This window comes from Actinoplanes sp. NPDC051470, assembly GCF_040682035.1.
Lineage (GTDB): Bacteria > Actinomycetota > Actinomycetes > Mycobacteriales > Micromonosporaceae > Actinoplanes.
Window position 1 is genome coordinate 204,458 of record NZ_JBFBAA010000002.1, and the last position, 12,042, is coordinate 216,499.

At 72.3% G+C, this 12,042-nt stretch carries 14 protein-coding genes; 11 read left to right on the plus strand and 3 right to left on the minus strand.

Annotated elements, in window-relative coordinates:
• Nucleotides 1–61 precede the first annotated feature (61 nt).
• The 11 genes from AB0M54_RS06015 to AB0M54_RS06065 all read left to right on the plus strand — a co-directional run bounded on the left by AB0M54_RS06015 (nucleotide 62) and on the right by AB0M54_RS06065 (nucleotide 10,355).
• Nucleotides 62–550, plus strand: coding sequence for a hypothetical protein (locus tag AB0M54_RS06015; RefSeq protein ID WP_364320064.1), 489 nt, complete (start codon nucleotides 62–64; stop codon nucleotides 548–550).
• The gene (locus AB0M54_RS06020; protein ID WP_364469411.1) at nucleotides 550–1,587 is read left to right on the plus strand and encodes a peptidoglycan-binding protein; all 1,038 of its coding nucleotides are present in this window, start codon (nucleotides 550–552) and stop codon (nucleotides 1,585–1,587) included. The genes AB0M54_RS06015 and AB0M54_RS06020 overlap by 1 nt, the downstream gene beginning before the upstream one ends.
• The gene (locus AB0M54_RS06025) at nucleotides 1,584–2,237 is read left to right on the plus strand and encodes an ABC transporter ATP-binding protein (RefSeq protein WP_364320068.1); all 654 of its coding nucleotides are present in this window, start codon (nucleotides 1,584–1,586) and stop codon (nucleotides 2,235–2,237) included. The genes AB0M54_RS06020 and AB0M54_RS06025 overlap by 4 nt, the downstream gene beginning before the upstream one ends.
• Nucleotides 2,237–3,415, plus strand: coding sequence for an ABC transporter permease (locus AB0M54_RS06030; RefSeq protein WP_364320070.1), 1,179 nt, complete (start codon nucleotides 2,237–2,239; stop codon nucleotides 3,413–3,415). Before AB0M54_RS06025 ends, AB0M54_RS06030 begins: the two co-directional genes overlap by 1 nt.
• Nucleotides 3,416–3,517: 102 nt before the next feature.
• The gene (locus tag AB0M54_RS06035; RefSeq protein WP_364469413.1) at nucleotides 3,518–4,159 is read left to right on the plus strand and encodes a VOC family protein; all 642 of its coding nucleotides are present in this window, start codon (nucleotides 3,518–3,520) and stop codon (nucleotides 4,157–4,159) included.
• Nucleotides 4,160–4,248: 89 nt separating this feature from the next.
• Nucleotides 4,249–5,787 (plus strand): FAD-binding oxidoreductase, encoded by a 1,539-nt coding sequence (locus AB0M54_RS06040; protein ID WP_364469415.1) that lies wholly within the window; start codon nucleotides 4,249–4,251, stop codon nucleotides 5,785–5,787.
• 5 nt (nucleotides 5,788–5,792) lie between these two features.
• Nucleotides 5,793–6,839: a sensor histidine kinase gene (locus AB0M54_RS06045; protein WP_364469417.1), complete on the plus strand. Its 1,047-nt coding sequence runs from the start codon at nucleotides 5,793–5,795 to the stop codon at nucleotides 6,837–6,839.
• Nucleotides 6,836–7,462: a response regulator transcription factor gene (locus tag AB0M54_RS06050; RefSeq protein WP_364320078.1), complete on the plus strand. Its 627-nt coding sequence runs from the start codon at nucleotides 6,836–6,838 to the stop codon at nucleotides 7,460–7,462. Before AB0M54_RS06045 ends, AB0M54_RS06050 begins: the two co-directional genes overlap by 4 nt.
• A gap of 82 nt (nucleotides 7,463–7,544) precedes the next feature.
• Complete coding sequence (locus AB0M54_RS06055) at nucleotides 7,545–8,009, plus strand: hypothetical protein (protein WP_364469419.1); 465 nt, start codon at nucleotides 7,545–7,547, stop codon at nucleotides 8,007–8,009.
• A 49-nt stretch (nucleotides 8,010–8,058) separates the two neighbouring features.
• Nucleotides 8,059–9,441, plus strand: a complete 1,383-nt coding sequence (locus tag AB0M54_RS06060) for a cytochrome P450 (RefSeq protein WP_364469421.1) — start codon at nucleotides 8,059–8,061, stop codon at nucleotides 9,439–9,441.
• A gap of 77 nt (nucleotides 9,442–9,518) precedes the next feature.
• The gene (locus tag AB0M54_RS06065; RefSeq protein WP_364469423.1) at nucleotides 9,519–10,355 is read left to right on the plus strand and encodes a cytochrome P450; all 837 of its coding nucleotides are present in this window, start codon (nucleotides 9,519–9,521) and stop codon (nucleotides 10,353–10,355) included.
• On the opposite strand, the gene AB0M54_RS06070 is transcribed toward AB0M54_RS06065, so the two are convergent.
• The 3 genes from AB0M54_RS06070 to AB0M54_RS06080 are packed head-to-tail and all read right to left on the minus strand — an operon-like array spanning nucleotide 10,271 to nucleotide 11,984.
• Nucleotides 10,271–10,678 carry a TIGR03618 family F420-dependent PPOX class oxidoreductase gene (locus AB0M54_RS06070; protein WP_364320086.1) on the minus strand — a complete coding sequence of 136 codons (408 nt, stop codon included), beginning with the start codon at nucleotides 10,676–10,678 and terminating at the stop codon, nucleotides 10,271–10,273. The two genes, AB0M54_RS06065 and AB0M54_RS06070, sit on opposite strands and share 85 nt — an antisense overlap.
• Before the next feature lie 12 nt (nucleotides 10,679–10,690).
• Entirely contained in the window at nucleotides 10,691–11,284 is a 594-nt protein-coding gene (locus AB0M54_RS06075) for a hypothetical protein (protein ID WP_364320088.1), read from the minus strand.
• A gap of 25 nt (nucleotides 11,285–11,309) precedes the next feature.
• Nucleotides 11,310–11,984: a transglycosylase SLT domain-containing protein gene (locus AB0M54_RS06080; protein WP_364469425.1), complete on the minus strand. Its 675-nt coding sequence runs from the start codon at nucleotides 11,982–11,984 to the stop codon at nucleotides 11,310–11,312.
• Nucleotides 11,985–12,042: the final 58 nt, after the last annotated feature.

Here is a 12,042-nt window from a genome sequence, read left to right on the forward strand (position 1 = left end):
AGAAAGCTGTAAGCGCCGGCGCTGATGATGATCTTACGGGCGACCCGGTGTGCTGGGCGGCATGAAGCGATTCGTTGTGCCCCTGCTGCTGGTGACCTTCGCGCTCGGGGGTTGTTCCGGAACCGAGGACCGAGCCGCGCCCGCCCCGTCGGCGTCGGCCGACCAGGTGACGCAGATGCGGGCGTACGCGAAATGCATGCGCGCCAACGGCGTCGACATGCCCGACCCGACCGGCGAGGGCATGCCCGGCCTGCCCGCGATGAAGGTCGGCTCGCCCGAGATGAAGACGATCGAGGCCGCCTCGGAGAAGTGCCGTGACCTGCTCCCGGTCGGCGCGGCCGGCGACCCGCCGAAGCCGTCGGCGGAAGAGCTGGAGAAGTCTCGCGCGCAGGCCAAATGCTTCCGGGAGAACGGGCTGCCCAACTTCCCCGACCCCGACCCGGAGACCGGCGCGGTGCCGATGGACCCGAGTGTTCCGCTGAGCCGGGACAAGATGCTGGCGGCCACCAAGAAGTGCGGCGGCACCATGCCGGCCATCCAGGTGGGCTGATGGGCCGCCGAACCGTCATCGGGGTGACCACGGCCGTGGTCGCGCTGGCCGGAGCGGGCACGGCGGCGGTCGTGCTGCGCCATCCCGGCCCGGCGACCGGTACCTCACCCGGACCAGCGGCCACCACGACGGTCGAGCGCGAGACGTTGTCGGGTTCGGTCACGGTCGACGGCGAGCTCGGGTACGGCGAGGAGGTGCCGATCGCCGCCAAGGCCCCCGGCACGGTCACCTGGCTCCCCAAGGCCGGCGCGACCGTCAAGCGCGGCGGCACCGTGCTGCGCGCCGACAACCTTCCGGTCGTCCTGCTCTACGGGCCGCTGCCGATGTACCGCGAGCTGCGTCCGGGTCTCGAGGGCCCGGACGTGGCCCTGCTGGAACGCAACCTGCGCGACCTCGGCTACGACGGCTTCACGGCCGACGACGAGTACACCGCGCTGACCGCCAAGGCCGTGCGGCGGTGGCAGAAGGATCTGGGCCGGAAGGAGACCGGGGTGGTCGACCCGTCGTGGCTGGTGGTGGCCGACGACGCGATCCGGGTGGCCGCTCTCAAGGTGCGCCCGGGAGCGCCGGCCACCGGCGAGGTGCTGACGTACACCCGGGCCGGGTCGGTGGTCACGGTCAAACTGGAGGCGGACCAGGCCGGTTGGGCGCAGGCCGGCGTCAAGGTCACGGTCACGCTGCCCAACGGCAAGGAGACGCCCGGCACCGTGACGTCGATCGGCGCGAAGGCCGAGCCGAAGGATCCGGGGGAGGAGCCCACGGTCCCGGTCACCGTCGCGCTGGATGACGGCGCCCCGCTCGGCAAGCTGCGCGAAGGGCCGGTCACCGCGACGTACGTCAGCGAGCGCCGCAAGAACGTGCTCACCGTGCCCGTCGCCGCGCTGGTCGCGCTGGCCGAGGGCGGCTACGGGCTGGAGGTGGTCGAGGGCGGCGGGACCCGGTTCCTGCCGGTCGAGGTGGGGTTGTTCGCCGACGGCAAGGTCGAGGTACGCGGGGCCGGCCTGGCCGAGGGCATGACGGTGGGGATGCCGGCGTGATCACGATGAGCAACGTCCACAAGGTCTATCCGGGCGGGGTGACCGCCCTGGACGACGTGTCGCTGTCGGTCGAGGCGGGCGAGATGCTGGCCGTGGTCGGGCCGTCCGGCTCCGGCAAGTCGACGATGCTGCACCTGCTCGGGGCGCTCGACCGCCCGTCGGCCGGCGCGGTGCGCATCGCCGGGCACGACATCGCCACGCTCAAGGACCGGGCGCTGTCCACCCTCCGCGCCCGTACCATCGGCTTCGTCTTCCAGCAGTTCCACCTGGCCGCTGGGGTGTCCGCCCTGGACAACGTGGCCGACGGCCTGCTCTACACCGGCGTGCGCCGCGGCGAGCGCCGGGACCGCGCCCGGGTCGCGCTGGACCAGGTCGGCCTCGGGCACCGCGCCCGGCACCGGCCGCACGAGATGTCCGGCGGCGAGCGGCAACGGGTCGCGATCGCCCGCGCGGTGGTCGCCGCCCCGGCCCTGCTGCTCGCCGACGAGCCGACCGGCAACCTGGACTCCGCCTCCGGCACGGCGGTCATGGGCCTGCTGCGCGACCTGCATCGCGCCGGCACGACCACGGTCGTGATCACCCACGACCGAGACCTCGCGGCCGCCCTGCCCCGGCGCATCGCGCTGCGCGACGGAAAGCTGGTGAGCTGATGCGGCCGGCACGCCTGGCCGCGGCCGACATCCTCCGCCTCGGCGCCGCCGGCCTGCGGGCCCGCCCGATGCGCATGGTGCTCTCGGCGGCCGGGATCGCGATCGGCATCGCGGCGATGCTCGCGGTCGTCGGCATCTCGGCCTCCAGCCGGGCCGACCTGGACCGGTCCCTGGCCGCCCTGGGCACCAACCTGCTCACCGTGACGCCCGGCGAGACCTTCGGTGGCGACGCGGCGGTCCTGCCGCCCGAGTCGCCCGCGATGGCCGGCCGGATCGCCGCGGTGCGGTCGGTCAGCGCCACCGGCAAGCTGGACGCCAAGGTCTACCGCAACGAGTACATCCCGGTGGCCGAGTCCAGCAGCGTCACCGTGCTGGCCGCCCGCCCCGACCTGCTCGCCACCCTGGAGGCGCGGCTGGCCCGCGGCCGCTGGCTCACCACCACCAAACCCGGCTCGCCCGCGGTGGTGCTCGGCGCCGGCGCGGCCGAGCGGCTCGGCGTCCACGCCCCCGGCCAACGGCTGTGGCTGGGCGGCCAGTGGTTCTCGGTGGTGGGCATCCTCGCCGCCGCGCCGCTGGCCCCCGAGCTCGACTCGGCCGCGCTGGTCGACTGGTCGACCGCCACCACCCGGCTCGGCTTCGACGGCCACCCGACCATGCTCTACACGCGGTCCGACGAGGCGGCCGTCGAGCAGGTCCGCCGCCTGCTCGGCCCCACCGTCAACCCGGCCGCCCCCAACGAGGTGAAGGTGTCCCGCCCGTCCGACGCGCTGGCCGCCGCCCGGGCCACCGACTCGGCCCTGAACGGCCTGCTGCTCGGCCTGGGCGCGGTGGCCCTGCTGGTGGGCGGCGTGGGTGTGGCCAACACGATGGTCATCTCGGTCCTGGAACGGCGTGGCGAGATCGGCCTGCGCCGCGCCCTGGGCGCCACCGGCGCGCACATCGGCCAGCAGTTCCTGACCGAGTCCCTGCTGCTCTCCACGGTCGGCGGCCTGGCCGGCGCGGCGACCGGCGCCCTGGTCACCGCGGGCTGGTCGTGGTGGCGCTCCTGGCCGGTGGCCCTGCCGCCGTGGGCCCTGGGCGGCGGCCTGGCCGCGACCATCCTGGTCGGCGTGGTCGCCGGGCTCTACCCGGCCGCGCGAGCGGCCCGGCTGGCCCCGACCGAGGCGCTGGCCCGGTAACTCGGCTGCGGGCGGCCCGGCCCGCTCCTAGGTCCTGTCTCAAATTCGCTTCCGGGGCAAAACGACTGGGATTGAATTTGCGACAGGACCTAGGCTCCGGTGATGACGTCTCAGCTGTCCGCCTTCTGTTTCGGCGCGCATGACCCGGAACGCCTCGAACGGTTCTGGACCGTGGTTCTCGGCCGCGACCCGGCCGGCCCGCCCTTCCCGGTCCGGTTCCGGCCGTCGGCGGCCGAGAAGGCCGGCCACAACCGCATGCACTTCGACCTGACCAGCACGTCGCCGGACGATCAGGAGGCGATCGTGGACCGGGCGATCAAGGCCGGCGCCCGGCACATCGATGTGGGCCAGCTCCCCGAGGAGAAGCACGTGGTGCTGGCCGACCCCGAGGGCAACGAGTTCGACGTCATCGAACCGGGCAACAACTTCCTGGCCGGCACCGGGTTCATCGGGGCGGTGGCCTGCGACGGGACGCGGGAGGTGGGGCTCTTCTGGAGCGCGGCGCTGAGCTGGCCGCTGGTCTGGGATCAGGACCAGGAGACCGCGATCCAGTCGCCTGAGGGCGGCACGAAGATCTCGTGGGGCGGGCCGCCCCTCAACCCGAAGAGCGGGCGCGAGCCGCGCTTCGAGCTGGTGGCGTCGGCCGCGGAGGTCGAGCGGCTCGTCTCGCTCGGCGCGACCCGGCTCGACGACACCACGATGACCGACCCGGACGGCAACGAGTTCTCGGTCACGGTGGAGTGACTCAGCCATCCGGTTGAGGGGACGGCTCAGCCGCCGGACCGGTAGCCGGGTCGATGTGCGGGCGCGCTCCGGCCGCGAGGCTGAGGGGCATGAATCTGAGCCGACGCACGGTCCTGGCCGCAACGGGAGCGTTGGCGGCGGGCATCCCGCCGGCCAAGCTCCGCACCACACCGCCGGCGGTCGCGATCCGGCCGGGCGACCGGCGATACGAGAACCTGTTGCGCGGCAACAACTTCAGGTTCGCGGGGCGGCCGGACGAGATCCGCGTGGCCACGAACGCCGACCAGGTGGTGGGGGCGGTGTCGGACGCGGTGCGTGGCGACAAGCGGATCGCCGTACGCAGCGGTGGTCATTGTTTCGAGAATCTGACCGCCGGCCCCGACGTCCGGATGCTCCTCGACCTCGGGCCGATGAACGGGGTCGGCTACGACGAGCGGCGGCGAGCGTTCTTCGTGGAGCCCGGCGCCACGCTCGGCGAGGTGTACCGGGCGCTGTTCAAGGGGTGGGGCGTGACCGTCCCGGGCGGCGGCTGCCCCGGGGTCGGTGCGGGCGGGCACATCGTGGGCGGGGGATACGGGCCGCTGTCCCGGCGCTACGGCTCGGTGGTCGATCACCTCCACGGCGTCGAGGTCGTGGTGGCCGACCGGGACGGCCGGGCCCGCAGGGTGGTCGCCACCCGCGAGCCGGACGACCCGAACCGCGACCTGTGGTGGGCGCACACCGGTGGGGGCGGCGGTAATTTCGGCGTGGTCACCCGCTATTGGCTGCGCTCCGAGAACATGGAGAGCGAACTGCCGCCGTCGCCGCAGAACATGCTCCAGCACGTGCTCTTCTGGTCGTGGGAACAGCTCACCGAGACCTCGTTCACCGGGCTGCTGCGCAACTTCGGCGCTTGGCACGAACGCCACAGCGCGCCCGGCTCCGCGTACCAGGGAGTCTACGGGATCTTGCAGCCCTCGCACCGCTCCGGCGGGACGGTCATGCTGGTCGTGCAGGCCGACGCCGACCTGCCGGGCATCGCCGGCCGGATGAGCGAGTTCATCGCCGCGGTGACCGCCGGCACCGGCCTGACGCCGGTCTTCGAGCAGCGCGACACGCTGTCCTGGCTGCACCGGATGACCTGGCCGGGCAGCGGCGAGGCGGGCGACGTGGTGACCCGGCGTTACAAGATCAAGGCCGGCTACCTGACGCGCGGCTACACCGAGGCGCAGCTCGCCACGATCTACCGGCACCTGACCAACGACAGCGGCGGACCACAGGCGGGGATGCTGCTCATCGGGTACGGCGGTCAGGTCGGCGCGGTACGCGCCCCGGCGACCGCCATCGCGCAGCGGGACGCGGTGATGAAGGTGGTCTACCAGACGGTCTGGGCGAACGAGGCCGACGACGCGACCAGTCTGGCCTGGGTGCGGGAGTTCTACCGCGACGTGTACGCCACCAGCGGAGGCGTGCCGCCGGACGGTTCGTACATCAACTACGCCGACGCCGACCTGGCCGACCCGGCCTGGAACACCTCGGGCATCCCGGCCCAGCGGCTCTACCACGGCGACAACTACCCGCGGCTGCGCCGGATCAAGGCCACGTGGGATCCGCGGGGCGTCTTCCGGCACGCGCTGTCCATAGAGTGATGTCCGTGACGATCGGTGCCTACGCCCTCCTGGCGGTGCTGACCGGGGTCACCGCGCATGTCCACGGTGTCTCGTGGGAGCTGGTCCTCTGTGGCCTGCCGGCCGTGCTGCTGCCGCTGCGGCGACCGGTGTTCCTGGCCGCGCTCGTCCTGACCACCGGCGTTCTGGTGGTCCCGGCCGCGTGGTTCGGGTTCTTCACGCCGGTGCTCTATGTCCGAGCGTTCAAGCTGCGGCGGCCGATCGCGGTGGGCGCGGTGGCGGTGGTGGCGGCCACCGCCCAGACGTACGGCGTGGACCGCACCACGCTGCTCGGCGTACTCATCTGGGTCGCCGTGATCGCCGGGAACGCCGGCCCGATGTGCGCGTTCGCCTGGTACGAGCGGCGCCTGGAACGATCCAAGGCCGAGAACGCCGCGCTCCAGGAGCAACTGGTCGTGCGGGCCCGCAACGCCGGTGTGCAGGAGGAACGCCGGCGCCTGGCCCGGGAGATCCACGACACCCTGGCCCAGGGCCTGACCGGCATCGTCACCCAGTTGCGGGCGGCCGAGCACCTCGATGACGACCCCGGGCAGCGCCGCCGGCACACCACTGCCGCGATCGACCTGGCCCGGGAGAGCCTGACCGAGGCGCGGCGGTCGGTGGACGCGCTGCGCCCGGAGCCGCTGACCTCGGCGCGCCTGGGCGAGGCGGTGTCCGGGGTCGCCGAGCGGTGGTCGGCCCGGCACGACATCCCGGTCCAGGTCACCACGACGGGTACGCCGTTCGCGCTGGGCGCCGAGGTCGAGACGGCCCTGCTGCGCATCGTGCAGGAGGCGCTGGCCAACGTGGCCAGACACGCGCGGGCGACCCGGGTCGGCGTGACCCTGTCGTTCCTGGAGGCGGAGATGGCGCTGGACGTGCGGGACGACGGCGTGGGCTTCGAGCCGGCCAGGCGGTCCGGCGGCTACGGCCTGACGGCCATGCGGGAGCGGATCGCCGGTGTGGCCGGCACGCTGGCGGTCGAGTCCGAGCCGGGCGCCGGCACGGGCATCTCGGCCCGGGTGCCCACGTGAGCCCGGTCAAGCTGCTCATCGTCGACGATCACCCGGTCGTGCGGGACGGCCTGAGCAGCATGTTCGCCCGTGACCCGGGGTTCGAGGTGCTGGGCGAGGCGTCCGACGGGGCCGAGGCGGTGCGCCTCTTCGACGAGCTGCGACCCGACGTGGTTCTGATGGACCTCCGGATGCCCGGCATGGACGGCGTGCAGGCCATCGCGAACCTCGAGGATGCCCGGGTCTTGGTGCTGACCACGTACGACACGGACAGCGACGTGCTGCCCGCGATCGAGGCCGGCGCCATCGGCTACGTGCTCAAGGACGCGCCCCGCGACGAGTTGCTGCGTGCCGTCCGGGCCGCCGCCCGCGGCGAGTCGGTGCTGGCGCCGTCGGTGGCCGCGCTGCTGATGAACCGGGTCCGGAAGCCCGCGCCCGGCCCGCTCAGCCGGCGCGAGCTGGAGGTGCTGGAGCTGGTGGCGGCCGGCGCCTCGAACAAGTCGGCCGCGGCGCGGCTCTTCCTCACCGAGGCGACGATCAAGTCCCACCTGCTCAACATCTATGCCAAGTTGAACGTCAACGATCGAGCCGCCGCGGTCACCGAGGCCTTCCACCGCGGGTTGCTGACCCCGCGATCGCGGTGAACGGGGTCGCCGACCCGGCGGGCATCGGCTACGGTCCCCGGCCGTGAAGCTTATTCGTACCGCATCACTGGCATGTGTCGCCGTGACCGCGTTCGGCCTGGCCGCCTGTGGCGACGAGACGCCGGCCGGCGCCCCGAGCTCCGCGCCGTCGGGCCCCGCGCCCGCCACCTCGTCCCTGGTCACCTCGGCCCCTCCGGCCGCGACCGGCGGCGCGGCGAAGAGCGACAAGGAACGGTGCGAGACGGCGCAGAAGGCCGGGGTGAAGTTCAAGGACGACCTGCTCGCCGGGATCAAGTCGGGCGAGGCCCAGACCTCGGCCAGCTACCGGAAGTACCTCGAGGACTTCGCCGGCGGGCTGACCGAGGCGTCGGGCGGCGGCGACAGCAAGGTCGCCAAGGATCTCCAGGTCATGGGTACGGAGCTCAAGAAGGCCTCGGCCGCCGCCGACCCGGCCAAGGCGGCCGACGGCGATGCCCTGACCAAGGCGGCGAGCGATGTCGAAGCCGCGTGCAAGGCGGCCGGCGCGGAGCTCAAGTTCGGCGAATAGTCGAATTTCCGACTTTCCGAGCAGCTGTCCGACGAGGACACTGGGCGGCATGGCTACGACCGTGAGCGCCCTCGCCGGACCCCGACCGCTTCCCCTCGTGGGCAACCTGGCCGAGTTCGTCCGGGGCCAGGTTTCCCACCGGGTGCTCGACCGGTGGGCCGACGAGTTCGGGCCGACCTTCCGGTTCCGCCTCGGCGGCAGCGACGTCATCGGCACCGCCGACCCGGCGATCGTGGACGTGGCGCTGCGCAAGCGTCCGGATGCCTTCCGGCGTAGCGCGCGGGTGTCCGACGTGATCGACGAGATCGCCGCGCACGGCGTGTTCACCGCCGAGGACGACAAGTGGCGCCGCCTGCGCAAGGTCGCCGCGCAGTCGTTGAACGTGGCCTACCTGCGGCAGTACTTCACCACGATCACCATGGTCACCGAGCGCCTGCTGAGGCAGTGGGAGACCGCCGCCGGGAGCGGTGAGTCCATCGACGTGCTCGACCGGATGATGCGCTACACCCTCGACGTGACGTCCGGGCTGGCGATGGGCCACGACCTGAACGCGCTGGAGAACACCGGCGAGGGCCTGCACAGCCGGGTCCCGATGCTGTTCCCCGCGTTCTCCCGGCGCATCAACGCGGCTTTCCCGTACTGGCGCTACGTCAAGTTGCCGCAGGACCGGCGGCTCGACGGCACGGTCGGCGAGATCGAGGCGATCGTCAAGGAGCGCTTCGCGGAGGCGAGGGTACGGGTGGCCGCGGGCGAACCGCCGTCGAACTTCCTCGAGGCGCTGGTGAAGCCGATCGAGAACGAGCCCGGGATCACCGACGACGAGGTCTTCGGGAACGTGCTGACCATGCTGCTGGCCGGGGAGGACACCACCTCGTCGACCGCGGCGTGGGCGCTGCACTATCTGGCCGAGAACCCGGACGTCCACGAGAAGGTCCGGGCCGAGGCCGACGAGGTGCTCGGTGACCAGCGGCTGCCCACCGACCCGGGCACGGTGGGCCGGCTGAAGTACGCCGAGGCGGTGGTCAACGAGGTGCTGCGGCTGCGTCCGGTCGCGCCGTACCTCGGTGTCGAGACCAAACACGACATGACGCTCGGCGACCTGTTCCTCGCCGAAGGCACCACGCTCTTTCTGCTGACCTCGTACGGCGCTCGGCGTGACACCGCCCGCTTCCCCGACCCGGACCAGTTCCGCCCCTCGCGCTGGCTGGACGGCGCCGTGAAGACCGAGGCGCTGCCGTTCGCGCCGTTCGGCAACGGGCCGCGCTTCTGCCCCGGCCGCAACCTGGCCATGATCGAGGCGTCGATCGTGACCTCGGTGCTCGCCCGCGCCTTCGACTTCATCCCGGACCACACGGCCGGCCCGGTCGAGGAACGGATGGCCTTCACGGTGTTCCCGGCCAACCTCCACCTCCGGGTACGCGCACGCGCCTGACCCCGCCGGGCAGCATCGACCGCCGATCGGGGCAGAAGGGTGGAACCGTGCGGCCTCCGATGGGGACACTGGGTGACATGCCCGAGAGCGTGAGCACCCTTCCCGGACCCAAGCCTCTCCCGTTCGTCGGGAATGTGCCGGAGCTCAGCCGGGGCCAGAAACAACACCGGGTGCTGGAGCGGTGGACCGACGAGTTCGGGCTGACCTTCCGCGTCCGCCTGGGCGGCAACACCGTGATCGTCACGGCCGACCCGGCGCACGCCGATGTGATCCTGCGCCGCCGCCCGGACGCCTTCCAGCGCAACCGGCGCAACTCCGAGATCATCGACGAGATCATCCTGCCGGGCGTGTTCACCGCCGAGGGTGACCGCTGGCGGCGGCTCCGCAAGGTGGCCACCCAGTCGTTGAACGTCGCGTACCTGCGGCAGTACTTCGCCACGATCACCATGGTCACCGAGCGGCTGCTGCGCCAATGGGGGAACATGGCCGCGTCCGGTGAGCGGATCGACGTGCTCGACCGGATGATGCGCTACACCCTCGACGTGACGTCCGGGCTGGCCATGGGCTACGACCTGAACTCGCTGGAAGCCACCGGCGAGGGCCTGCACAGCCGGATCCCGATGATCTTCCCGGCCTTCACCCGGCGCATCAACTCGCCCGTCCCGTACTGGCGGCGCAGCCATGATCGAGGCGGCCATGGTGACGTCGGTGCTGGGCCGCGCGTTCGACCTGGCGCCCGACCGCTCGGGCCCGCCGGTGACCGAGCGCGCGGCCTTCGCCACCTTCCCGGCCAACCTCTACCTGCGCGCCCGCCCGCGGGCCTGACGCGTCACCTGCCCTTCAGCGCGCCCCAGCCGTGGTGGCGCTCGACGATCAGGTGGGTGCTGACCCGGGGGCTGGTCCGGTTCGGGTAGGGGGCGCCGCCGTAGTGCTGTGACAGCCGGTCGATGTCGCGCAGGCCCTCGTCGTCGCGGAACGGCTCGACCCGGCCCTGCAGGCTGACGTGGGTGTACCAGTCGTCGGCCAGCACGGTCAGCGAGACGCGCGGGTCGTTCTCCATGTGCTTGATCCGGGCCCGGGACGCGTCGAGCCCGAGCAGGATCCGGCCGTCGTCCTCCAGCAGGTACCAGGTGGCGACGGTCACCGGCCGGCCGTCGGCCGCGAGGGTGGCCATCACCGCGGGGTTCGGCTTCCGGAGGAACTCGAGGATCTCAGCGGGCAGCGGAGTGATCGACATCCGGCCAGCCTCTCACAGGCACGGCGGCGTGTAGCGGTGGACCCGGAGGCCACGGAAGTCGAGCTCGTTGGCGGTCTTGCCGACGAAGACCAGGCCCCGGGCCTCGCCGCGGGCGGTGGCGAACGGGTGGGCGGGCTCACCCAGTTCGGGCACCGACGTCCAGGCGCCGGGACGCAGGCTGAAGAACCGGGCCGCCACGCGCCCGTGGGTGGACGGGATCGCGGTGGCCCACTGGGCGCCGCCGCTCCAGTGCGAGGCCGGGCGGAGCTGAACCCACAGATCGTCGGTCGCGCTGTACGTCAGCCAGAACCCGGCCGACCGCGACAGGTCGGCCTGCGCCTCGAACTGGTTGCCCAGCCAGAGGACGGCCACGTGCCACTCCTCGTTGAGGAAGGTGATCCGGGCGGCGTAGTCACGGCCGTGGTGGATGGGCACCAGCATGCTGCCGGTGGCCGGGACGGTGGTGCCCTCGCCGGCGGCCAGCCACTGCTGGTAACGGTCGATCGACGGGGTCGCACACTCGCGCGACCCGGTGTTCGCGGCGTTCGCCGGGGCAGGGATCAGGGTCACCAGGGCGACGGCCGCCGCCACGATCAATCTACGCATAGATCGATACTTTACGATGTGGGCCCTAGTAGTTCCCCGCGCTCTGGAAGTGGGACCACGCGCCGCAGGGTGATTTGTAGCGCTTCTTGACGTACCCCAGGCCCCATTTGATCTGGGTCGCCGGGTTGGTGCGCCAGTCCGAGGCGATCGACCCCATCTTGCTGCCGGGCAGGGCCTGCGGGATGCCGTACGCGCCGCTGCCCTTGTTCTCGGCCTTGTGGTTCCAGCCGCTCTCGTGCTTCCACAGCTTCTCGAGGCACGGGAACTGGTCGATCGCGAAGCCGCCGGCGAGCATCAGCGCGCAGCCGGTCTTGCGGTTGCCGCTGTACTCCGTGCAGGAGGACGGGATCGGCCCGGAGTAGGGGACCGTGCCGTTGGTGGGCTTCGGCGGCGTCTTCTTCTTCTCCTTGGCCTTCTTCTCGACGGCCCGGGCCCGGCGCGCGGAGTCCTTCGCCGCGGCGGCGGCCCGGACCGCGGCCTGGCTCTCGGCCTGACGCTCCCAGGCCCGGGCGGCGGCGACCTGATTCTGCCGGGCGTTCAGCAGCTGCGCCTCGTCCTCGCCGGCCTGCAGCACGAGCCGCGAGTGGGCGCTCTGCCGCTGGTCGGAGCGCACCCCGGCGAGGTGGACCCCGCCGACCACACCGGCCACCAGCAGGCCGACCGAGACGACCCGCACACCGACCGCGTTGAACAGCCTCACATCGATCCCTTCGCCGTGGCCGACAAAGTATCAACGAGCGTGGGGCGGAAGGAAAACC